This window comes from Paraburkholderia haematera, from assembly GCF_905220975.1.
Taxonomy (GTDB): Bacteria; Pseudomonadota; Gammaproteobacteria; order Burkholderiales; family Burkholderiaceae; genus Paraburkholderia; species Paraburkholderia haematera.
Window position 1 is genome coordinate 16953 of record NZ_CAJNBK010000031.1, and the last position, 23143, is coordinate 40095.

The 23143-nt window shown below is 58.0% G+C and carries 22 protein-coding genes and 1 pseudogene; 5 read left to right on the forward strand and 18 right to left on the reverse strand.

The features are described 5' to 3' along the window. Positions 1-4 precede the first annotated feature (4 nt). A complete protein-coding gene (mug, locus tag KHO23_RS31015; RefSeq protein WP_211616312.1) occupies positions 5-586 on the forward strand; it encodes a G/U mismatch-specific DNA glycosylase in 582 nt (193 codons plus the stop codon). 43 nt (positions 587-629) lie between these two features. On the opposite strand, the gene KHO23_RS31020 is transcribed toward mug, so the two are convergent. Beyond that, positions 630-1025 (reverse strand): VOC family protein, encoded by a 396-nt coding sequence (locus KHO23_RS31020; protein WP_211616314.1) that lies wholly within the window; start codon positions 1023-1025, stop codon positions 630-632. A gap of 294 nt (positions 1026-1319) precedes the next feature. On the opposite strand from KHO23_RS31020, the gene KHO23_RS31025 reads away from it, so the two are divergent. Further along, positions 1320-2288, forward strand: a complete 969-nt coding sequence (locus KHO23_RS31025) for a LysR family transcriptional regulator (RefSeq protein WP_211616316.1) — start codon at positions 1320-1322, stop codon at positions 2286-2288. A 27-nt stretch (positions 2289-2315) separates the two neighbouring features. Here KHO23_RS31025 and KHO23_RS31030 read toward each other — a convergent pair whose 3' ends face one another. Next, a complete protein-coding gene (locus KHO23_RS31030; protein ID WP_211616318.1) occupies positions 2316-3509 on the reverse strand; it encodes an alpha/beta fold hydrolase in 1194 nt (397 codons plus the stop codon). A gap of 661 nt (positions 3510-4170) precedes the next feature. Here KHO23_RS31030 and KHO23_RS31035 point away from each other — a divergent pair. Continuing rightward, positions 4171-5169 (forward strand): methyltransferase, encoded by a 999-nt coding sequence (locus tag KHO23_RS31035; RefSeq protein ID WP_211616320.1) that lies wholly within the window; start codon positions 4171-4173, stop codon positions 5167-5169. A gap of 26 nt (positions 5170-5195) precedes the next feature. On the opposite strand, the pseudogene KHO23_RS35725 reads toward KHO23_RS31035, so the two are convergent. The 5 genes and pseudogenes from KHO23_RS35725 to KHO23_RS31060 all read right to left on the reverse strand — a co-directional run. Then, a pseudogene (locus KHO23_RS35725) lies at positions 5196-5582 on the reverse strand (GNAT family N-acetyltransferase); the annotation flags it as partial. 188 nt (positions 5583-5770) lie between these two features. Further along, positions 5771-6145 (reverse strand): VOC family protein, encoded by a 375-nt coding sequence (locus KHO23_RS31045; RefSeq protein ID WP_211616322.1) that lies wholly within the window; start codon positions 6143-6145, stop codon positions 5771-5773. 32 nt (positions 6146-6177) lie between these two features. After that, positions 6178-6900, reverse strand: a complete 723-nt coding sequence (locus tag KHO23_RS31050; RefSeq protein ID WP_211616324.1) for a helix-turn-helix transcriptional regulator — start codon at positions 6898-6900, stop codon at positions 6178-6180. 223 nt (positions 6901-7123) lie between these two features. Next, positions 7124-7717 carry a GNAT family N-acetyltransferase gene (locus KHO23_RS31055; RefSeq protein ID WP_211616326.1) on the reverse strand — a complete coding sequence of 198 codons (594 nt, stop codon included), beginning with the start codon at positions 7715-7717 and terminating at the stop codon, positions 7124-7126. Between the two features lie 240 nt (positions 7718-7957). Then, positions 7958-8842: a LysR family transcriptional regulator gene (locus KHO23_RS31060; RefSeq protein ID WP_211616328.1), complete on the reverse strand. Its 885-nt coding sequence runs from the start codon at positions 8840-8842 to the stop codon at positions 7958-7960. A 127-nt stretch (positions 8843-8969) separates the two neighbouring features. On the opposite strand from KHO23_RS31060, the gene argC reads away from it, so the two are divergent. Then, entirely contained in the window at positions 8970-9899 is a 930-nt protein-coding gene (argC, locus tag KHO23_RS31065; protein WP_211616330.1) for an N-acetyl-gamma-glutamyl-phosphate reductase, read from the forward strand. 787 nt (positions 9900-10686) lie between these two features. Here the strand turns inward: argC and KHO23_RS31070 are convergent. From KHO23_RS31070 to KHO23_RS31120, 11 genes are all read right to left on the reverse strand, one after another. Beyond that, positions 10687-12624, reverse strand: a complete 1938-nt coding sequence (locus KHO23_RS31070; protein ID WP_211616332.1) for a rhomboid family intramembrane serine protease — start codon at positions 12622-12624, stop codon at positions 10687-10689. A 76-nt stretch (positions 12625-12700) separates the two neighbouring features. Beyond that, on the reverse strand, positions 12701-13144 hold the full coding sequence (locus KHO23_RS31075; protein ID WP_211616334.1) for a hypothetical protein: 444 nt from the start codon (positions 13142-13144) through the stop codon (positions 12701-12703). A gap of 326 nt (positions 13145-13470) precedes the next feature. Beyond that, positions 13471-14052: a peroxiredoxin family protein gene (locus tag KHO23_RS31080; protein WP_211616336.1), complete on the reverse strand. Its 582-nt coding sequence runs from the start codon at positions 14050-14052 to the stop codon at positions 13471-13473. Further along, positions 14042-15100, reverse strand: a complete 1059-nt coding sequence (locus KHO23_RS31085) for a transporter (protein WP_211616338.1) — start codon at positions 15098-15100, stop codon at positions 14042-14044. The genes KHO23_RS31080 and KHO23_RS31085 overlap by 11 nt, the downstream gene beginning before the upstream one ends. 138 nt (positions 15101-15238) lie before the next feature. Continuing rightward, entirely contained in the window at positions 15239-15601 is a 363-nt protein-coding gene (locus tag KHO23_RS31090; RefSeq protein ID WP_211616340.1) for a DUF2946 domain-containing protein, read from the reverse strand. 925 nt (positions 15602-16526) lie between these two features. Beyond that, positions 16527-16988 (reverse strand): cache domain-containing protein, encoded by a 462-nt coding sequence (locus KHO23_RS31095; protein ID WP_211616342.1) that lies wholly within the window; start codon positions 16986-16988, stop codon positions 16527-16529. Between the two features lie 345 nt (positions 16989-17333). Beyond that, positions 17334-18380 (reverse strand): S66 family peptidase, encoded by a 1047-nt coding sequence (locus tag KHO23_RS31100; protein ID WP_211616344.1) that lies wholly within the window; start codon positions 18378-18380, stop codon positions 17334-17336. Between the two features lie 316 nt (positions 18381-18696). After that, complete coding sequence (locus KHO23_RS31105) at positions 18697-19101, reverse strand: hypothetical protein (protein WP_236067059.1); 405 nt, start codon at positions 19099-19101, stop codon at positions 18697-18699. Beyond that, entirely contained in the window at positions 19098-19916 is an 819-nt protein-coding gene (locus tag KHO23_RS31110; protein WP_211616346.1) for a class I SAM-dependent methyltransferase, read from the reverse strand. The genes KHO23_RS31105 and KHO23_RS31110 overlap by 4 nt, the downstream gene beginning before the upstream one ends. Positions 19917-20583: 667 nt before the next feature. Next, positions 20584-21183 (reverse strand): NADPH-dependent F420 reductase, encoded by a 600-nt coding sequence (locus tag KHO23_RS31115; protein WP_211616348.1) that lies wholly within the window; start codon positions 21181-21183, stop codon positions 20584-20586. Between the two features lie 104 nt (positions 21184-21287). Further along, positions 21288-22022 carry an SDR family NAD(P)-dependent oxidoreductase gene (locus KHO23_RS31120; protein WP_211616350.1) on the reverse strand — a complete coding sequence of 245 codons (735 nt, stop codon included), beginning with the start codon at positions 22020-22022 and terminating at the stop codon, positions 21288-21290. A gap of 129 nt (positions 22023-22151) precedes the next feature. Here KHO23_RS31120 and KHO23_RS31125 point away from each other — a divergent pair, with 129 nt between their 5' ends. Continuing rightward, on the forward strand, positions 22152-22730 hold the full coding sequence (locus KHO23_RS31125) for a TetR/AcrR family transcriptional regulator (RefSeq protein ID WP_211616400.1): 579 nt from the start codon (positions 22152-22154) through the stop codon (positions 22728-22730). The last annotated feature ends 413 nt before the right edge of the window (positions 22731-23143 follow it).

Consider the following 23143-nt stretch of genomic DNA (forward strand, 5'->3'; position numbering starts at 1 on the left):
TTTCATGAAGAAAGAGCCCATCCCCTCCGTGACTCCTCCCGATTCACTCCAAGGTCTCCCCGATATCCTTGAACCGGGTTTGTCAGTGATATTTTGCGGAATAAATCCGGGCGTACTGGCGGCATCGACCGGCCGCCATTTTGCTGGCAGAGGCAATCGGTTCTGGCGGGTGCTTCATCTGGCGGGTTTTACACCTGAACAACTTTGTCCTACGAACGATCGCACTCTTCTGCAGTTTGGTTATGGCCTGACGACCGTGGTCTCGCGTCCAACCGCACGAGCGGACGAACTGTCGCAATGGGAGTTCAAAGCGGCCGCGACGGAATTCGAACAGAAGATCGAACGATATGCGCCGCAATGCGTTGCGTTCCTCGGAAAGATGGCGCTCTGTGCAATGTCCGGCGAGCGCGAAATCCACTGGGGCCCGCAACCGACAGCATTCGGTAGCGCCCGCGCATGGGTGTTGCCCAATCCCAGCGGACTGAACCGCACATTCAGCCTCGACGCGCTGGTGACGGCTTACCGCGAACTTCGTCTTGCCGTCACGCCGACTGATTCGGCTTCGAGAACTCGCACCGTAGATTAGGCCGTACTTTCCGGCTCGCCCAGCAGCGGTCCCTAAAGACGTTTCATACGCGGGGGTCTGGCCTCTCCAGGTCTGCTTGCGAAAGCTGGAATACGTTCCCTTCCGGATCTTCTCCGTCACACATCAGTTGCGCAAAACCGTCGTAGCGCTTCAGGTTGCGCATCGGGACACCTGCGCTCACGAGTCTCTCGCGCAACTCTGGCAATCCCGATTGCACAGAGAAAACAATCTTGGAATTTGAAGTATTGGTCTTTGGTGCCTTGTCGCGAAAGGCCTCGCCGACACGGTGCAAGGCGATCTCGACCTCTCCCGCCTTTAGCACAACCCATTCACCTTTAATTTCTTCCGTCACGGGAAGATCAAAATGTGTCTGATAGAACGACTTCAGCAATGCAACATCGCGGACATACAGTATCAACTTCGTCATGGTGACGAACATTGGATTCTCCGAATGTGTTTGCGGCCGGTGTAAGTCAACGGAAACCTTGTTAGCGGTTCAGATTGTCAATGATCCAGGCATCGATGTCGAATGACCGCTCGTAGCTGCCGGCTGTACGCGGCACAAGTCTCCCTTGACCGGACCATCAACCCATCACTTCCGGTGTCTGTTCCGCGACAGTCAGGAGACGCGCACAAACATCCCGCAAGCCGAACTCGATTGTGGCCCCGCGCAGTCGACAATTGTCGTCCACTCCGATCTATCCGATAATCCAGCTATCGAATCGGGGAACGCATGGACCGGCTAACTGGCATGGGAGTATTCGTCGCAGCAGTCGATGAAGGCAGTTTCGCCGCTGCTGCACGGCGCTTCGGGTTATCCGCTGCGATGGCCGGCAAGTACGTCAGCGCAATCGAAGCCGAGCTGAATGCGAGGCTGCTCCAGCGCACAACGCGCCGTCTCAGCCTGACCGACATCGGTCAGGTCTACTACGAGCGATGCAAACGGATCCTCGAAGCCTATGATGAGGCCAATCGCGAGGCAAGCGATGCTCACGGAACCGCTCGTGGCGTGCTGCGAATTGCCGCTCCCGTCACCTTCGGGGCAATGCATCTCGGTGACGTCCTCGCGAAATATCTGGAAGAACACCCACACGTCAACATTGAAGTGTCGCTAAGCGACCGCTATGTCGACCTGCTCGAAACCGGCGTAGACGTGGCAATACGAATCGGGCGTTTGCCCGATTCAGGGTTGGTTGCACGCCGGCTCGCGCCGTGTCGAATGGTTATCTGCGCGTCCCCAGGCTACCTCAAGCGTCATGGAACACCGCGCAACCCGGGCGACCTGCGGCAGGCGCCGCGGCTCACGTTCAGCGAAGCCGTCTCCGTTGGAGACTGGACGCTGGTCGATACGAAACTTCGTGCGCACGTGATCAGTGGTCCGTGCCGGATGGCAGCCAACAATACCCAGATGCTGCTTGCAGCGGCGCTCGCCGGAGCCGGCATCGTCTACGGGCCAACATTCGTGTTCGGAGAACAGATCGCGCGCGGAAAACTCGTCGAGCTGCTGCCGGAGTACCACACTTCGGAACTGACGATCCAGGCGGTCTATCCGAGCGCACGTCATATGCCTCTTAAAGTGCGCCACCTGCTCGACTATCTGGCAGCTGCACTTGGCGACGAGCCGCCGTGGGATCACGTCACGCCACAACGCACATTACGCGTGCGTGGATCCCAGGGCGAGCCCAAGCGTGCGGGCCGATAGGTGCCGAGGCAGCAAACCGAATGGATGCTACACGCTGGCAACTTCGGCAGCCCGCGCGGTTCCGAGTGGGTTGGATATCCGTAGCTTCCAACCTCCGTCGTCGCCGCGTGTCATCACCTGCGTAGCTGTGCCGCGACTACTGGCGTGATCGCCGTCGGGCAGCGTCACGGTCACGGTCCAGTCGAGCAGTACCAGTGCGATGTCGTCGCTGACGAGTGAAAACACCACCTGGTTGCGGATGCGTGGCCCGGACTTCAAGAGTCCCGAGAACTGACGGCGTAGTTCCTCAAGACCGCTTACCACGGTTTCACCGTCCGCCATCCGCATCGTTGCGTTATCGCTGAACAAGCCGAGCAGGCTATCGATATCGCCATTGTTGAATGCGGCGTCGAAGGCCGCAGGAACCTGCTCCGGCGTGTTACGCGTACTGGTATTCGACTGCGATTCCAGTTCGCCAACAAACGCGCGGATACCCGTTGCGAGTGCGAAGGGAGCCTCAAGCGGCGAGAGGTGTCCGGTGCCCGGCAATACATGCAGGCGTGCGGCTGCGATCCTGGGCAGCAATTCTTTCTGCAAGGTCTCTACACGATCAACCTGGTCCAGTTCGCCCGCAATCACCATGACGGGCACATTGATGGACACGACGTCGCCCGTAATGTCTTCAAGCATTGCGGCATTGGGCCACGCCGCCTTGGCCTGCGGCGCGCCGCGCAGGCTGTCCACGATGACCTGCTCGCGATCTGCGGGCGTGAGCAGGTTCGCGGTGAGGACGTTGTCGAGTACCCAACTGATGGATTCACGCGAATCGTAGGCCGCTGCCATCGCTGCGCGTTGCTCGTCAGAAAGGACCATGGGCGAAGGCGGTGAAGGAGCGACCAGCACGACGCCCTCCAGTCCATTGGGGCGTCGCGACGCGAGCAATTGCGCGACTTTTCCGCCCATTGAGTGACCGACTAAAACGTAGCGCCGCAGATTTAGCGCCTCGATGACATCCTGTGCATCGTTCGCCAGATCGGCAATTGTGTAGCCGTGCTCAGGCGCGTCCGAATCGCCCCATCCACGATGGTCGGTCGTGATGGTCCGGTACCGGTTCGATAGCTCGCCGACAACGCCGTCCCATGAACGGGACGATCCGCCCCAGTAGTGAAGAAACACGAGAGCCATTTTGCCGTCCCCCTGCTCCTCGACGTGAATCCTCGTGCTCCTCGTAAGGATATCCATTGCGATGCTCCTTGATCTGACGTGCCAACGGCACTAGCGTGGATCGGTTCGAGCTGAAGCCGAACCATGGAGGCATCTTAGATTTGGTCGCCTTACTTGATAATCGCCGTATTGCTATCAGCAGTCGATCATGGTGTGATCGAATTGCGATTTTCGCCGCTTACGGAGCGCTTGACGAAGCACCGCGCGGCGGGCCCGCAAATAGAATGTCTTGCCCGGATCATGCTCAACGTGCAGGATGACCCCACGTTGCCGAACCCGCACTCCGGCGATAACGGCCCGGCGTCGTCGACTTTTTGAACTCACTGATGCCAGTAGGAAAAATGAGGTCATCGCGGTACGGTTTATGCTTTGACTGCATGCGCTCGAAACGCGCGAGAAGAGTCAACGTCCGGCGAGCGATATGCCGGATAGCGTTTTGCACATCGTTGCCAGCCGGGTTGGAACTGCGGATAAAGACTTGCGTATGAGCGAACGACCTGCCCGATGCAGAGGGAACGTTACCTGACATAGCAGGAGCCTGGGGGTAACGTAACGGGAACAGCGCGCTGGTTTACCGGATGTCCGCAAAGATAGGATCCTTATCTTCGCAACGAATAGGTAGGAGCAAGGTAGGAGCATCGCCCGCCATTTTCTCAATTTTCGCGAAAGGACTTTGGTCATGGATGACATCTCTCCGGAAGCCTTCATAGATGCCGTAAGCGGATATCAGAAGACCGCGGCGTTGAAAGCTGCAGTTGCGCTCGATCTGTTCACCGCGATCGAGAAAGAGAACGGTGAGCTCGCGCGCATATCGAGGCGCGTGCAGGCCCCCGAGCGCGGAGTGCGCATACTGTGCGATTACCTGACGGTGCAGGGATTTCTGCAGAAGGAGACGGGATGCTATCGATTGACACCCTCGACTTCCGTGTTCCTTTCGACTTCCTCGCCGGCCTGGATGGGAAGCATCGTGGATTTTTTTGCGGCCCCCGAAATGATTGCACTCTGGCTGGACGATCCGGTTGCGTTCGTTCGTAACGGCGGATCCATAGGGCTGGGCAACATGGCCCCAGACCACCCTGTTTGGGTGAAATTCGCACGTGCGATGGTGCCATTTGTCGCGCCAATCGCACAGAACATAGCTCAACAAGTGGGCACATGGCCGCAGGCACCGAAGCGCGTGCTCGATATTGCCGCTGGGCACGGGCTGTTCGGAATCTCGATCGCGAAGGCTGTCCCCGGCGCAGAAGTCGTGGCGACCGACTGGCAAGCGGTACTGGAAGTCGCAAAGGAAAACGCCGCGGCGGCCGGGGTGAGCGCGCGCTATCACACGGTCGCGGGCAGCGCGTTTGAAGTCGAATGGGGAACGAATTTCGATCTTGTGCTGCTCACGAATTTCCTGCACCACTTCGATCGGTCAACCTGCGTAGAACTACTCACACGGGTACGCCGAAGCCTCAGCCCCGGAGGGCGGGTACTCGCGGTGGATATGGTTCCTGATGAGGATCGCGTGTCGCCACCGTTCGCCGCTGCGTTCTCCTTCGTGATGCTTGCGTCCACACCACGAGGTGACGCGTACACTGTGCGCGAGTTCGAGGAGATGGGCAGCGAAGCCGGGTTTTCGAAGGTAAGCGTAGCGCCGCTGCCGCCTTCGCCGGAAAGTCTTATCACATTCGAGTAGCCAAGGCGCAACCACTTCGCTCCCGACGCTTTAAGCCAAATCTCAAGGCCTTCGACCAAGTAACGGGCTACACCTTTGCCGTGCTTATCGGTCGATAGGATCAATAATCCTATATGCCACACACCGTTGGCGAAGAGGTCTGAAACGATCGTGGCAAACCCGACCAATTCTTCGCTCGCGTCGACAAATCCAATTGCGTGCTTGCCAGTGAATGCCCATCCCTCCGGCAGTTCGCTTTCGAACTCCTCCCTGGCTTGACCCTCTGTCGGTGGACAACCTTCTGCCGAGAGGAAGTACTCAGGATTGTTCTCCAAAAATGTTTGAATGATCGGGATGTCGTCACGAACGAGTTCGATGGCACGATAGCCTCTTGCCTCGAACAGTATTGGCTCCAATTCAGAAAGCATCGGCATCCTCAGATTTCCATGGACATTCGCTGCCGCGGCACTGATGGCAGGCCTTGGCAGCGGGTTATCGTTTCCGGGCTTAAAGAACTACCCGCTCAAGCTGAAAGATCTGGAAAGCGCGCGGTTATTCGCAGGCCTGTCGATAGCCATTCGGCTGGGTATGTTATTCGGATACCGTGGTCCGGCGGACTTACTCAGCGCTTTGGTCGAGAAAATATGTTAACGAGGTTCCCATCCGGGTCGCGCAGCAACAGCGAGCGATTGCCCCACGGCATCGGCGTCGTCGGCATAACGATGTCGGTCCCCGATGCATTCATTCGCTCGAACACTGCGTCAACGTCCTCCACTTCAAACTCCAGGATCGCCGACCGATTCGCAGCCGCTGTGGCAGCACCGACATTAAAAAGCTTAATCAGGTTCTCAGATGAAATCGCAAGCACCGCCCCTTCGAATTGCATTTCGGCAAATCCATCAGCCGGACGTACCGCCTCGATACCGGAAAGTTTTCGGTAAAACTCGACCAGACCTTCGAGATCCTGGGTAACAACACGAACAGATGCGAACTTCATTTTGAGTTCCTAGCTAAGAGAGGAAGCTCAGTTTAATGGTCCATACTGCCAGAATCTGGCAGTATTGTGCGGCTAGCTACATGATGGGCCTTACGCCACTCCCGGAGCAGCGTTGATCGTCTTTTGGGGTAGCGCTCCTCCATTTGCTCGACGTTCGAGATCCGGTCCGAGCGGAAATTCCGAAAGTCTGCCCGGAGCTCGCACCAACACATCAGTACCCGGGCCTGGTCGAAATACACCAAGGCAAACGGCCAAACTACACGCTGCGAGTTAAATCCCCTGCCGTCCGCGTAAGTAATATTAAGCTTTCGCTCCGCTCGAACTGCGGCACGTAGAAGGTCTGGCGAGACCTTGTGGGTAGGTCTCTTCAACGGCGCCCCGACTAGCAGCGACGATTCCTCCAGTTCTCGACGCAGTTCAGTGGGCAGTACGGCGGCTACCTTCGCAAGCGTGCTCAGGGCGCCGTCCGATAGCGTCTTGTCGCAACGATCAGCCACCCAGCGCATGCCAAGAACCAAGGCGTCGAGTTCCTCTGAGCGGAACATCATTGGCGGCAGCATGAAACCCGGTTTCATAACGTAACCAACGCCCGGCTCCCCCTCGATCATTGCTCCTTGCGCTTGCAGACTGGCGATGTCCCGGTATAGCGTGCGGATGCTCACGCCGAGCTCCTCGGCCAAAGTTTGACCACTCACGGGACGCCGATAACGCCGTAAAACTTGCAAGAGATGAAGGAGACGTTCGGAGCGAGGCATGCGTTGATCCTGATATTGACACTCGAGCAAATCGACGACGCTATCGGTTACTTCGAGCCGCACAGCAATAGGTTGCGTATTCCATTGCTGACGATCTATGAGGCTCTGTCGAACGTCTCATCCTGGCCGAACCCGGTCCCATGGCGAACTTCAGTAGCCGACCCGGAACCGTCATTCGAAAACCTCGATAGCGGGCGTTCAATGATGCGGCAATACACGTCCTTTACATGTCCGAATCAGGGTTACCGGAGGAGATCGATGCGGTTCCCAATTCAGCAACCGAGTGAGCGGCGTCCCGAGCGGAGGGTTGCAGGTGACACTCAAAATGCAGCAGATCGTACCAGATGCCATGAAGCTTCATGCTACGTCTGGCTGTCCCGTACACTGTAAAACCATTACGTGTTAGAACACGAAAAGACGCCTGATTTTCAGGCCTGACCATGGCCTCGATTCGCCATAGATCCACGTCATCACGAGCTTTATTTAACACTAGCTCAACTGCTTTGGTCGCATATCCATCACCCGCGAAGCGCTCGCCGATTCGATATCCGAGCGACGCCTTGTTAAAGTAAGGGCGTGTCACGCCGCTAAGGTTGACTCGTCCAACAATCACTTTATTTCGCTTTACTAGAAACTGATACGCCCTATCAGCGGATGCGTCTTCTTGAGCCGTCGCAATCGCTTGTCGGACCGAGCTTAGATTGTAGTAGCTATCCTCGCGGGCATTTATCCAACTTTCAAAGTAAGCCCGGTTTTCGAGTTCGAACTCGAGCAATGCCTCTGCATCATCGAACGTCGGGGGATGGATCTCTATCATGAGGCTCTCTTCTAAGGTCCAGATTGATGGTCTTGTCACTTCGTATTCACAAGAATTGTCCACGATCTAAACGGCAGTGTCGAACGAGCGTTTTTTGGCCGGACTGCGACGGATGAGGACCGTCTGAGGTCGACCCGATTCGGTCAGTCAAATTTCTACAAACCGGCCATTCGTTCGTCGTGGCGTGCAATAAGGACTACTGTCCCAGCGAGAACGAGCCGACGCGGCAAATGGCAACGCCTACGCCAATCGCAGATCCCACAACACATCAAGTACGTGTTGCGTGGAACGCTCAACGTACCCCGCACGATGTGCAATGCCGAGCCGGCGCCACAACGCCGGGCGCAGTGGACGCATGACTATGCGCCTGTCGGGTACTGGCGTACTGGCCTCATGGGGCAACAGCGCTGCGCCGTAACCTGCCGCTACCAGACTCTTGATCGCGTCGTTGTAGTTGAGCTGAATGCGCGGCGCAGGATGGTGCCCCCCGGTCGCGAACCACTCCGCAGTCAGACGCGAGAGACGCGTGGTCGCATCATTGAGAATGAGAGGCTGGGCGGCGAGCCATTCGGGCGTGACGCGGGCCGGACACCGCCAATGTGCCGGCACAAAGGCCATTACGGGGTCGCGGCGCCAAGGCTTTATCACGAGTCCGGTCACTGGGGGTTGAGGCAGTGCGACCAGCCCAACATCCAGCGTTCCATCCGCCAGTCGGGACAGCGATTCATGTGAAGTGAGTACTGCAACCTGAATGTCGATAGCGGGGTGGTGCTGGCGCAGCACCTCAAGCGCTTGCGGCAACAGGTGTGCAATCGCGCCAGTCGACGCACCGAGTCGCGCGCGCCCTTCGAGCCCCTGCACCTGGCGTTGAATATCGTCTAACGCCTGCTCCGCATCGGCCAGCAGTCGACGCGCGCGCTCCACCAGCACCTCTCCTATCGCCGACGGCCTTACATGTCCGCGCTTGCGTGACAGGAGCGGAGCCCCGATGCGGTCTTCGAGTTCCGCGATATGGAGGCTGACCGTTGGCGGCGCCAGGTGCAACGCACGCGCCGCATCGGCAAATGAGCCACGGTCGGCAATGGCGACCAGGGTGCGTAAGCGGTCCAGGCTGATCTCTCGCATGTCGACGTCCAGATTCAGAAAAACTGAATGTTCACGTTATGAAATTCAACTTTCCCTATTCTAGCCGTCCGTGGAACATAGGGACTCGCTCTACTTATTACATCCTAGCCACCGGAGTATTCCACGCATGAGCTCTCCCGTTGTTTTCGTCGACGGCGACCAAGGCACCACAGGGTTGCAAATCCACGAACGGCTGCGCAACCGGACCGACCTTAGACTGTTCACGCTTGCCGCTGCGGAACGCAAAGATCCGCGGCGTCGCGCAGAAGCCATCAACGCCTGCGACATCGCCATCCTCTGTCTGCCCGATGCCGCCGCGCGCGAGGCAGTGGACGCCATTGTTAATCCTGCCGTCCGAGTAATCGACGCAAGTTCGGCCCACCGCACACATCCGGACTGGACATACGGCTTTCCGGAAATGACGCTGGGACAGGCTGAGCGCATTGCGAACGCACGCCGGGTTACCAATCCCGGTTGCTATCCGACCGGTGCAATTGGTTTGCTGCGTCCCCTGTTGCAGGCCGGGCTCATACCAGGCAACTACCCTATCAGCATCCATGCGGTGTCCGGCTACTCCGGGCGCGGGCGTGCCGGCGTGGAGGAACATGAGGGACAGGGTGCCGTCAACGCGCCTTTATACCAGGTATATGGTCTGGAACTCGCGCACAAGCACACCCCGGAGATCCAGCAGCACGCCGGGCTTGCTCAGCGTCCCATCTTCGTCCCTGCGTATGGTGCGTTTCGCCAGGGCATCGTGCTGACGGTGCCCCTGGAATTGCGGCTGCTGGCACCCGACGTGGATGGCGCCACGTTACAAGCATGCCTCGCACGCCACTATGCCGAGGCGGCCCACGTACGTGTCTTGCCGCTGCACGAATCGTGCGTCTTAAAGCACCTGGATCCGCAAGTGGTGAACGGTACGAACGATATGCGCTTAAGCGTATTTCCTAATATGGAACACGGGCACGTCCTGCTGTCCGCGGTTTTCGATAATCTTGGCAAGGGCGCATCCGGCGCTGCGGTTCAGAACCTGAACCTGATGCTCACGCAGCAATAGTGGCCGATGGCTCGAGCGAACGTTCGGCTGCACACTCTGTCGCGGCCGTCTCAGTTCGCCCCGAAGCAACCTCTCAGTTCTCTCGAAAGCAGCCGGTCGACATTTTGCTAACTACCTCGTCGTCCGACGCGTGCCGAACCTAGTCCTCATCAAGAGCGAAGTCATTGAGCAGTGTGCCACCCCGCGCTGTCGCACCAGCGGCTTCGCACTCGCCGTGGCAACGAAGAGCGCCGGGATCGCGAAGATGGCGAGGCCGCCGAAGAAGGCTCACCTCGAAATCACAACAAGTTTCCGTTGGCGCTTCGCCTCGAACAATGTTCGCCGATTCCAAGAGGGAGTCGGGAAAGGTATTTCTTTTAACCCATTGCTCCCAAAGGCGGCTCTGAAGCGTAGGCGTATCACCTGGTTACCCACACAGCCCTAGCGACTCGGCGCCTTCCAGTATCTGCATGGAAGAGTTGTTTATCTCGTCTTGAGTAATAGGCTCGGCGCGACCGCCAAGATTCCGCGCGAGGAACGCCTCGGTGATGGCCCTGAACGACGCCTGATTTTCCGGTTTGGCAAACCCGTGCCCTTCATCGGGATATAGCACGTAAGCGACCGGAATGCCTCTGAGCGTACCGTCATTGGATAACTTTTACGGTTTGAAAGACGTGACCGCGTGAATCAAAAACGGAGTGCCATTGAGCGCGGCCACCACTTGCGTTGCTTCTGTCCGGATGCCGATCGACACCCGGACGCCCCGCGCTTTCTCAATGGGCGAGAGGCTCAAGACCGTGCTCCAGCCTCAGGACCCTTGCGTTTCCCCTTCTGCCGAGGCTGGGCACAGGAAGTCGCCTCGTTCCCCATCATCCCCCGCGACATACTTGTCGAGATCGAGTATCGAGAGCGTGCCGGCATCCTGCCCTGAGCCGATGACATAGAGCGTCTTGTTGTCCTGGCCAAAGATCGCTTGGGAAGCGCCGCTTACGACGGGGTAGCTTCCCATGGAGAGCCGCGTGGCGACCTTGATCACGCTCACCGCCGGCGTTTTACTATAGGTGTTCGCGACGGCGACGAGCTTGCCGTCATTGGTGCCGGCGATCATCTGGGCGGACGAGGTGCAGACAGGATAGGTCTTGCGCACGGCGAGCGTATCCGGATCAGCCCACGCCAATGCGGGTTGTCCGCCGGAGAGCCACACGCCACGAGCGGACGATATGGGCATGGCAGCGGAGAAACCGTTCAGTTCATGCTCCCCGACGAGACGGAAAGTCTGGGTGTCGAACTCGAGCATGGAAGACTTCGACACGGTATTCACAAAGAAGCGGCGATTATCTGCCGATAGCCACATCATGACCGGGTGCCTGAACTCCCCTTGCGCAACGGGCTGGTCCGACAGCTTCAGTGTGGCCATGACCCGGGGCCAATGCGTGACGCTGACAACTGAAACGCTGTCTTCCTGGCCATTGGCGACAAAGAGCCTGTCTCCGTCCGGGGAGAGGAGCACCTCACGCGGGAAGCTGCCCAGCTTGACCGCGTCCAGCAACGTTCCGGTCGACAAATCAATGCGCACCAGGCTGTTTTCGCGCATCGAGGCGACATAGGCATAGCGTTCGTCGGCGCTCACCGCGATACCCGCGGCACCCACGCCACGGCAGTAGCTATCGAGGCACTGGCTCGGCTTGAATGAATCTCCCTGAATAGTGCGGATCACCGCGCGCTTCGCGACATCGACCACGCTCAGTGTGTTGGCGGCATTGTCCGTGACGTAGACATATTTACCCGACGAGCCGATAGCCATATGGTCAGGATTCCTGCTCACACTAATGACTGTGCCGGCGGCGATGCTGGCGGCGACGGGGGCGGGGCGGGTTCGCTTGTCTTCGCGAATCATCTGCTCAGCGGCCTGCGTCTCCTTGATGGCGTCCTGCTGAGCCTGTTCATTGGCGCGTTGGGCCGAGATCTGGGATTTCCAATCCAGCAAGGCGGGGCTTTGACCGTGTTGGGCTACCGCGAAAAGCGCCGCACTGCCGAGAGCTCCGACTACCAGCGGCAAGCCGGCACGTAGAAAAATCGACTTCGTCGGATCGCCCTGACAGAGCACGAGCGCAGCCAGAAAGCCCACAATCAGGCCACCGCAGTGCGCGGCCTGGTCAACTCCGGCCGTGAAGAAACCGGACACCAGATTGATGGCGATAACCTGAGCAACGGCACGACCGCTGATGCGAATGGACGAATCGCGCGGCCAGCCGTCCCGGTGCCAAATTGCCAGCGCAATTGCGGCGCCGGCGAGGCCCATCAACGCACCCGACGCACCGACGCTGACCACGGGACGAATCGCCGTCACGGGGATCAGCTCGCCCAACGCCTGTTGCATACCGCTAACCTCGTGGTAGCCATGCCAGAATGCACTTAGCAAGCTTCCGCCGATCGCGGACAGCAGATAAATGACGCCAAACCGCAATGAACCGACCATGCGCTCGAGCAGGCTGCCCAGTATCAGCAGCATGTACATATTGAGCGCCAGGTGCAGCCAGTTCGCGTGCAGGAAAGCGCTGCTGAGCAAGCGCCAGGACTCTCCAGTCAGCGTTAACGGGGCGAAATTGGCCCCCCAGTCAAGCAGACGCCCATTGTCGGGACTGCTGTAGCCCGATTGCATCCAAAGGAAAAGAAAGATTGCGATATTGGCAATCGCGAGAATCAATACCAGCTTGATATCGTTGAGTTTCTTTATAGATGTCATCCGCGCCCTCTCGCGCTTGTTAACTAGAACTGCGCCCCGTCCACTTCAGTCGCTCGTCTATGTTCCGCCTCGAAATCTAAAGGTTTGAAACGGCTGCTCCTGAGAGATGCGTACGCAGAATTTCGAGACATTTTTCCTGTTCGGATCGCCGCATTTCATAGAACGACAGCTTGGCATGAGGCGGTTTGGCGCGTACCTCATTCGGTCGGTTGCATCGAATAGTCAAAAGAAGCCGCCCTCGATTTACACTGACGATATTTTGGTAAAAAATCTCACTGCGGCCCACTCGACTCCGCTCGTCAAAAAATACGGCACGAGTCGTGAAGTTCATGCTTATTAGCGCCACGAGAGGGGCAACAAAAAGCATAAAAAAATCGCCAAATTCAAAAAATGGATTCGATTGCGCGAAGAAGACGTAGCATGCCGCGATCACAAGCATAGTTACAACGAGAAACGGCATTGCAAAGCGACTACCGCGCGCGATAAGTGCCGGCTGGCTAGTCTGAGGTAGGCTGTTCATGTTTAGCGTAACCATTTGAACTGGTAGTAAACGTAACCCGGACTGCCGCTGCATTTTTATGCTTGGGCGCACCCGAGATCGGTATTACTGACGAGCACTGATAGGTCAGAAGGTGTATTTTGCACGAAGCTCTATAAGTTTGGGGCGAAAAAACGCAACGCTAATCCAATCAGCATTTATTCCAATTTTGAAGAGGACCACGAATCAGGGCCGTGGCGAACGTCCGCTACCCGAGAGCGTGAACGCTCCTTCGCTACCCCTATCCACCATCAGGTTTGTCGCAAGCGGACGTTCACTATGATTCTCTTCCGCCGTCTACGCATTTATTATCTTAGGAGTGGCGCGACGACACGCTGCAAGCGCTCAGATGTCCAAACGGGATATTTGTCGTCCCACCCGTTGTCCGCGAGAAGGCCTGTTCGTCCGATCGTGAAGCTCACCGGAATGCGCCACATGCGCCCGTAGTCGGCTGCCCAGGCGCTCCCCAGCAGGCCCACCGGAAAGCTCAAGCCGGCGGCAACCTCGCGTACCGCAGGCAGATCATCGGCGCCGTCCAGACTGAAGCCGAGTACTTGCAGCCCCCGATCTGCGTTGCGCGTGGCATAGGCGGACAGCAGAGGAAGTTCGTCACGGCACGGCTCGCACCAGGTGGCCCAGAACGTAAGGATAACTACCTTGCCGAGCAAATCAGCGCTGTTTATGCTCCGGCCATCCAGTGTATGAAGGACGAGGGGCGGAGCAGGTTGACCAACGGCCAGCGTGGCCGCACGGGCCGCCAGGGGGCGGCCCAACCCGCCCGCGCCCATGGACACTGCCAGCACGGCTCGCAACCACGCGCGCCGCGCAGTCGATATCGAGGACGCGAGGTTCACAGGCGCCAGTGATGCGCCCGATTCGTCAGAACGCATAGCTCATCCCCACGTTACCGGTCCAGCGTGGAAACACCTGATAACCGTCGAGCTTGCTGTATATCGCGCGCTGCACGAAGCCATACACCTCCAGGTTTTTCCATACATTAACGGTGATGCCAGGGCTAACATAAACGACCGTTCCCGCTGTGTTCGCAGTATCCGCCAACGTGCCCTGGTCATGGCTCTTGCGGGTAACGTTGATCTGCAACTGCGGAACCCACTTCGGATTCGCCTCGTAGCGCAGGCCGACACTCATACTGCCCAGATTTCCGGGGCGGTATGTCGCGCCGGCATGGTCGAGATTTTCGACGATTGCGGACTGGAATTGGCCGTTAATGAACGCGTCGAAGTTCTGGCTGATCGCCTGGTAATAGTAGGCCCCAACAATCAGGTCAGTACTACCGGTGCCCGGCTGCAAGCTCGTGTCGAGCGCCTGGCCTGCGGCCGCATTCGGGCCGTTCGAGAAGAACACCGGATCGTGCCCAACGGTTGCGCCCGTATTGACGTTCTGACCACCGTACCGGCCTGTGGGTAACTTGACACCAAGCTGCAATCCAAGATTGTGCGTTGGAAGAAAACCCTGATAACTGGCGATCAGCTTGATGTCCCCCAGGCCTTTGCTGGTGGCGCCGCTCACGTTGTCGGGAGTGAGTTGGTCCGTCGTCGCGTTGCCGTATGTCGTGTGACTCCGATAGATGTAAGGAATGAGCGCACTGAAGTTCCAGCTCGCGCTGGGGCTATAGCTGATGCCGAGATTGACGTATCGATTGATCGTCTGGCGCTCCACCTCCTGGCTGCCACCGGCGTCATTGATACTGGCGGGCTGAGTGTTCGACACTGAACCGGTACCGCTGCGCAACTGGTTCTGGTTGATGAAGTCGTATTCGATGTTGATTCGCCAGCCTGGGGCGGCGGAATAGCCCATCGCTGCGTCGGTGCTCAAGGAGCAGCCGCAAGTGGCGCATGCGTGCGCCGCAGCGGGAAAGATCGCTGCCATGACGAAAGGCAGTGTGCAGCGCAATAGCGCGTTCTGGTTGGTAGACATGGTTTCCTCTCCGCTCGATGCGGGCGCGCGTCAACCCCCTTCCCGGGTGGAAAGACGTGCGTGTTTTCCTGAGACGACAGACTGCCGCGACGGCCTGATTACGAATCAGACTGACGCTGCGGCCGACAGAAACGACGACTAGGAAAGGACGGGAGGATCGCGAGGCCGGCCAGAGGGAAACGCGGCGGTGTGAGGGACAAACGGGGGCGGCGCCGATACTTGCGCATCCGCTAGTGATAGCGTTGCAACGAGGCCGGCCGGAGGGACGCTCGGAGCGGCTACATGATGAGCGAGAAAATCGCAGTATCCACACGCAGCGATCTTGTCCGGGGACGCATGATGTGCGGCGGCGTCACTGTCGACTGCCGAACAGATCGCACTGACTGGCTCATCGGCGCGGGACGCAACGAGCAACTGACTCACAAGCGGCGCGAAAACGACGAGCCACATGGCGATAAGGCCAAGCCATGCGACTGAGTGTTTGTGGGCGCCGAACTTCATGGGTAGTCAAAAATTTTTCAGGATTCTATCCATCGGATAGCGGGCCTGTATAGCACTTTCCTGATGCGTGCCATCAGCAGGAAGGGGCCGGATCGGCCGGGCGGGTACTTCGTTAGGTAACTGAAAGTCAGGACCGTTCCGCGCGGAACATAAAGCGCCCGCGGTCAGATCGACACGTTGATCGGCCGAAAGGGTTTGCGAGACCGGCGGTGCGAGCATTGCCATCGGGATTGCAAGCAATCTGAGAATGCCGCCAATCTTCGAATGGAAAAGGCGAGGCATGATCTTGACGGACCGACCGGCTAGTGTGTTGTAGACGATTGTCGCGCAAGCCTTTGACAGTGCCGATGGGTAGATATCCTACAAAAGAGTAGGGAAAGAACGGGGCATGTCTTTCCGTTGGGCTGCATGTCGGTTTGACCGGCAGCTTTTGTTCGACGCTGGCAGTTCAAGTACTCTTCTCATAGCAGACGCACGTAGTACCCTTGGCTGGCTGCTTCGGCCGAAGGTATGACGGACACGACCCGCGCAAGAAGGTTCGATGTACGAAGCGGATCGGACGGTCGAATGTCCGCCAGAACGCGTAGGCCAACGTCCGCAGTTGGCCGCCTGAGACGAATCGGCTCAGTTCAACCCATTCGCGCCGATCGCGTGGCCGAGCATCCAAGGGCAGCTAACAGAGGGATCCGGTCATCCGCGCAGGCTTGCCACGTGCGCCGGTTCTTGTGGATAGCGGACAAGGTAGCAGACATGACAATATCGACGCGAATGACCCGAGGCGGATATCAAAACTGACCAGCCTCGATGGCAAACCGCACATGCGGAGTGAAGGGCATCAGAACTGACCGGGCACGCGAGAAAATAGCATTGTGTGGGCGTCGGAGTTCGGCAGTTCGGCGCCCATATGACGGTTGGTTTGGTCGGACTACTTGTAGTAACCGACGCCGCATCCCAGGCCGGCGACCGCGGTAACGAAGCTCGCCTTCGGCACCCACGCCTTGTCAGCGCCGGCCTTGGGAGACATGTAGCTGACCTCGTTGACCTGCCCCTCTTTTGCCGCATCATAGAGCCTTGGGCCATACACGTCGCCCGTAGGGTCCTTAAATGTCCTCGCATCCTTGCCGAGCAACCCCTTAACGTTGGGATTGCCGACCGCGACGAGGAGTCCGTCGCTGAGATTGAAGCAGAACGGATAGAGGTCGCCAACAAGGAAGCCGTTTTCGCCCTTGTTGATCTGGTCGAGCGTCTTGGTCTTTTCGGCTTTGATGGCCGCAACCGTCTTTTCAAGCATGGCCTTAGCGTCCGCCGCAGTACCTTGCGCGAATGCCGTAGTCGAGAACAAAACAGCCATGGCGCCTAGCGCGCCAATTACGAGTTTACGAAACATGGACATTCCTCCCTGCTCTTCGAGCAATTTGCAATTGTCATGCACCGTGCGCAGGCTGCAAGTCATCATATCCAAACATTGCCCCAAATGACCAGTCTACTCTTGCCCTCCGACGAGCTGATAAAAAAGAGGTAGGGTGGCCATTTCCGGATTTGGCCCATCGCGTCGATCCTGGGCTTGATCGAAAGGACCGCTATCGAGGTCAATCGGCCGTTGGAATGGCGGCTTTATATCTTTTGTGAACGGCAACAATTGGCCTTGGCCCCGGACAGAAGACGACCGTCACGAATCGCCCCTCAAGAGACCTTCAGCTTTCTAAATAACGGACGGTCGCGTCAAAAGAAATTAAGTCGTGGATGCCCTTAGCCGCTGAATGACTTCTCCATGGCCATCGTGTATCTCGACTTGGGCCAGTGCGCCGTTCACGAGCGAAAGCTGGGGCGGTACATGACCAATGTCCAGGTCGTACAGCACAGGGCACTGAAGATCGCCCAGCACCGATTGCAGCGCATCGATGTAGTTAAAGCTATCGGGTTGCAGGCTATCTGGTATTGCGTTGCGCCCCAGAAGTACTCCCGACACTCCCTCGAACCACCCATTCATTCGCAGGCTATGAAGAGCTCGCAGCACCTGGACCGGCTTCATTTCCGCGTTCTCCAGATAGAGAAGCGTCCCGTCGGCTCCGCATGCCTTTATATAATCGGGCACATTGCCAAAGCGAGTTCCGGCAAGCCGCGAGATCGTATCGAGGCAACCTCCGATCAATCGACCGTTGAGCGCAAGATCGGCTGGGCCGTCACCCAATCGTTTCCACTGCGTTTCTTCATCTAGAAGCGGGCCAAATTCGCCCGGCCAGCCCGCACCTTGGTGCTGATGATGTTTCGATGCGCTTTGAGCGAGCGTCGAGTCGGGTTTTGCTGTCAGTACATCCCAGACTGCAGCCGTTACCGCATCTGTATCGCTATATCCGAGCTCCATCAAATTCGGACCATGCAGCGTCGCCCAGCCTGCAATGGTGGTAAGGGGAAGATGTAGCGTACTGATATCCGAAAAGCCTGAAAACCATTTGGCCGGGACGTTCTCCAGCGCCCGAAAGTCGATAAGCGGAAGCAAATCCATCGCGAGTTCACCACCCCACGGCGGCATAACAGCCGCAACGTCGGGTGCCGTGAGAAATCGCATCAGCTCCGAAGCACGCTGTTCGCGCGCGGCGCTGGCAGACTTGTATTGCTGGCGAAGACATTCGCCCTCGACGACCCGATAACCACGATGGCGTAGCGCATCGATTGCCCGATCGAGGCGCGGATGCAAAGGCGCAGGCACCCCGGATGAGGGTGCAGTTATCGCGATGAGATCACCATGAACAAGCGGTTTTGGGAAGCGGATATTCATCGGTTTTATCTAAGCTACTTTTCGAGAGCATGCGAATACAGGAATTCGATATTCATTGTCGACGAACTACACACTCATGTCGAACGACCGCAACTGACCGGTCGCGGCCTCGTGCCGCCAGCAAAACCAGTTCGCGGAGACTCAAGAGGCCCAATCACGTCGGAGTTGTACGACGTATCTCCTTGCTACCCAAACGAACAGGGCCCGTCTGTATCTACCACCGCCTTCATCGCCACAACGGCGAGATAGTCTGCCCACGTTGCCTGCGTCTCCAAGAAAACCAGCGGCGCAGCAGCCCAGTACACTCTAGCGCTTTCTACTGGGGGGAAGGCGGATTCAAAAGCTTACTCAACGGCTTCAGTGGGCCCATTGGGAGGAGCGAGAATGTCATTAAGTGCGCTTTCCCCAAGGGAAGTGCCTCAAGCATTTCATGCGCTTGAGTTAGGTCCGTAACGTTCAGGATGAACGCCACCCCAGCCCGGTCTTGCAATGAATACCACTGGTCAATCTTGCCCTCGAGGTAGAGCTGCGCTGTCTCGCGAACTTCGGTCGGAAGAATGTGCTGGACAAGTTGCATGTCCGTGCCCGGCGGAAAGGTGCCAATCGCCAATATCTTCGTGGTTGGCGTGGTGGGCATCGAAGTGGTTTGCGCCATGGAGACTCCAGCAGAAGCGACCAGCACAGAGGCTGCTGTCAAATTAAGAAGAAGGCGTTTCATCATGCGGCTTCGAACACCGCAGTGAGAATGCCGAGTCGGTCTTCCTGGAGATTTCGTCCCAGGTTGGTGGTAAGCTCTGCGAAGTCTGGTCCCATGACAACGCCGAGATTTGGTGAGGGCGGCGGCCCTGACGCACGCAGCTCGGCGAACCAGGCCTTTGCTGCCTCGGTGTCATTTCGACATGTCAGCGTGCGGAAATCTGCTTGTTCGATCGCCTCGCGCGTTGCATTGGCCGTAAGGAGAAAGCTCGTTGTCGGCGTTCGCGCCCACGGAACGGGATAGTACGGCTCGCGGCCGTTTGCGACTACGTCGAACGTCGCGAATCTTCCGCCTGGTCTCAGCACGCGTCGGATCTCCCGGTATAGCCGGGCGCGCTCTGCAATGTTCATCGCCACGTGCTGCAGCAATACGGCGTCGAAACAGTTGCCGTCGAAGGGAAGGTCCAGCGCACTGGCGGTATGGAACGACACGTGTTCGCTCTGCCCTGTGCGCTGGGTGAGATAGCGTGCAGCAACCACGAACGGCTCACTGAGGTCGATACCCGTCACCCGGCAGCCATAGGTTGCAGCCAGAAAACGGGCCGGCCCGCCAACGCCCGAACCAACGTCCAGCACCGACATGTCGGCGGAGATTCCGGCCAGTTGGGCAAGATCGGCGGTGGCAGCAAGCCCGCGCGTGTGAAAGTGGTCGAGGGCGCCCAGTTGCTGTGGTGTGAGCAGCTGATCCTCCGGCCCAAGGACCGTGAGCGCGATCTTCAGCCGCTCGGTCAGGCCGGTCGCGCGATAGTGGTCGCGCACGCCATCAAGTGCATCAGTCATTGCAGAATCCTCACTCGTGAATTACTGGTGCCAAGGTATCAGCGATTTTCGCGAGCGACTATTCATCACAATGTTGACGGGCTATGAAGGAGAACTTCACAGTCAGGTAGGGCGTGCGCGACGGCGGGGAGGTGTTTCTGAGCTTTGCCCAGTTGCCTGAGCCGCTGGCAGCTGTTGGGTTAAGAGCTGGCGAACTGGTAACTGTGTAAAGGGTTTGGCCGATACGACGCCCTGCTAGATTTTTACCTTCGAAAATTTCTTCGTGTGAATGCAATATTCCTTCGGCAACATGGGCATCTAGTCGTGCCTTCATCCTGACGGAAGTCGGGTCGGTGCTATCGAAGTCTATAAAAGCAAAAAGCTTTCTCCCTTGCACCATCAAGGCAAGTTAAAACCAGTGTGCACAGATTTCCCAACAGCGGCCGTTCATCATTGGAGAAGTACATCTCCCACATCAAACTACACGACAATGAACGCGCAAGAGTTCGACGAGTTGTTCGAAGAAACTGTCGCCATCCGCATCACGTCGGCCGCAGGGGCGCTCGCAGCCGGCGGGTTGCTAGCGGCCATCATGCACTCGCTCAGAGGCACTAACCGAATCTCGGTCAGATCACCAGCACGCGTTTAGCGATGCGCGTGGCCGCTGTGACTTTGTCGTGAGGCGCCGCTATTTGAACTTGACGAGATCCTTGAAGATCAGCTGACCCCAGGTATTCCCCCTGCCTTGGACAAGCGAGCCGCCATCCTTGAGCGGTCCTAGCGCAATCGGCGCGAAACCGAGTTGCTCGGCCAAAGCAGCGACCGGTGCCACCGCATTCTCGTCATCGCTCGACAAAAACACGACGCGGCTGCCGCCATTCACGCTCGGATCAGCGGCCAGAAGGGCAGCGGGCAGATGGTTAAAGCCCTTTACGAACCTGGCGCCGGTAAACGCTTTGGCAACAACCGCGGCCGGCGGCTGACCTTCCAGGTCTTCAACGGGAACACCGAAAGCATTTGTCGTGTCGATGATCGTCTTGCCCTGCCAGGTTGTGATCTGCTCCGCGACTTCGCGATGCTCCCAAAACGGAACCGCAAGAAAGATCGTGTCGGACGCGATTGCATCCTGCAGCGTCCCGGGTACAACGGTGGGGCCGATCGCTTGTGCCCGCTGCATCAACGTCTCGGGAGGGCGCCGGCTGGCGACGGTCACATCGATGTTCTTTCTTGCAAATGCTCGGGCGAGTGCCTGGCCTACCGCGCCAAAGCCAATAATCGAATAGCTCATGCGAACTCTCCATTCGGTGTTGATCAGGATTCCATATTTATAGACGCAACTCGAATCATCTTCGTCGAGTTGACAGGTCCTTCTACACGCTTATCGGCGCGATTTCAGATGGCCGAGAAGCCGCCGTCGACAGACAACTCCACCCCATTCACGAAGCTCGAATCGTCTGAAGCAAGAAACAGCGCGACCGTCGCAATTTCATCAGGACGACCCATCTTTCCCCGCGGGATCAGGGATTCGAACATCCGCTTCGCCTCCTCGGTGAGAACCTGGTCCTGCATCGGTGTGGCGATCGGCCCCGGGCTCAGCACGTTCACCCGGATATTCCTGCCCTTGAGTTCGTTAAGCCAAGTGCGTGCGAATGAGCGCAACGCCGCCTTGCTCGCCGCATACACGCCATAACCAGGAAAACCTTTCACCGAAGCAACTGACCCGGTCATGAAGATCGATCCGCCATCGTTGAACAGCGGCAACGCCTTCTGAACCGCAAACAGCGTTCCGCGCGTATTCAGACCGAAGGTCGCATCGAAGTGCTGCTCGGTAATCTCGCCCAGAGGGACGGCTTCGCCCGTGCCTGCGCTCGCGAACAGGATGTCGATCTTGCCCTTTTCCCGCTTGACTGTATCGAACAGGCGGTCGAGGTCGTCGAGATTGGCCGAGTCGCCGCGCACGCCGGTCACGTTCCGGCCAATCAGCTTGACGGCCTCGTCGAGCGCCTCCTGCCTCCGGCCCGTGATGAAAACATAGGCGCCTTCTTCAACGAACCGCTTGGCGCTCGCCAGCGCCATGCCGCTCGATCCACCCGTGATGACTGCAACCTTACCCTCAAGCTTTCCCATGACATCTCCTTTCGTGGTGTCGGACAGCGTCTCTGTTCCCATTTGGACAAATGCGCTGTATCTTATGGATCACTGATCCAGATCCTGATTGGAATATATGGATCACCGATCCATTTGTCAAGAAAAGCCATGCGAGCCGACGCCAGAAAAAATTACAGCCATCTCCTTGCAGTCGCGCGTGACGTCGTCACCGAACATGGTGCCGATGCGTCCATGCGAGATATCGCCCGCCGGGCCGACGTCGGGTTGGCCACACTATTTCGCCATTTCCCGACACGAGAAGCCTTGTTCGAAGCGTTGCTGCGCATGAACGTGGACGAACTGATACAGCAGGCAGCCGAACTCGAAACGTCGAATCCACCTGACGAAGCGCTGGTGTCCTGGTTTCGCGAAGGGGTTGCATTCGTTCGTAGCTATAACGGTATTTGCGCCTTGTTTGCGACCGCGCACGCGGACCCGGACTCCGCGCTTCACGCTTCGAGCACAGCGCTGCGTTCAGCGGGCGCGCGACTACTGCTCCGCGCTCAGGCTGAGGGAACGGCGCGCGCCGATATGGATGGGGTCGACCTGTTCGCCCTGATGTCGGCGCTCGGCTGGCTCGTCGGCCAGCCCGGATTCGCGCCACGGGGGGATCATCTCTTTCACGTTATTACGAGCGCCATCCTGACAAATCAGCCGCGCAACGATGTCAAGAAGGTAGCGTGTTGAATCAGATCGGCGACGCATACTTTCCTACCAGGAAAAGCTTCGGGGATCCGAACCAGACGGCGGAAAGCCGACTGGAGCCGACACTCGAATGGCCATTACCGCACTTGATCGATTGGCAGCTCCTGGCCGCACTGCGACGGATGACGACTGTCTCAGGTCGACCCGAAGCCGACCTTCGCGCGTCTCAATTGCGGTCACTCATGCATTGCTTGCCGCGCGCTCTGCTTGCTGGCCGATGTCAGCGCCCCTTGCCCTCGTTAGTAAGAGCTAATGTCCTCCAAAGACAAGACCAGGCGAGGATCAGCCTCGTTAGTTTCAAAGATTACGAAATTGGCGCACAAGTTGCTCCATTTTCCATTTAGCGGCAGGTCGTAGTCGATGGCTGCCCACGGTCTGGTTGAATTTGGCTTATA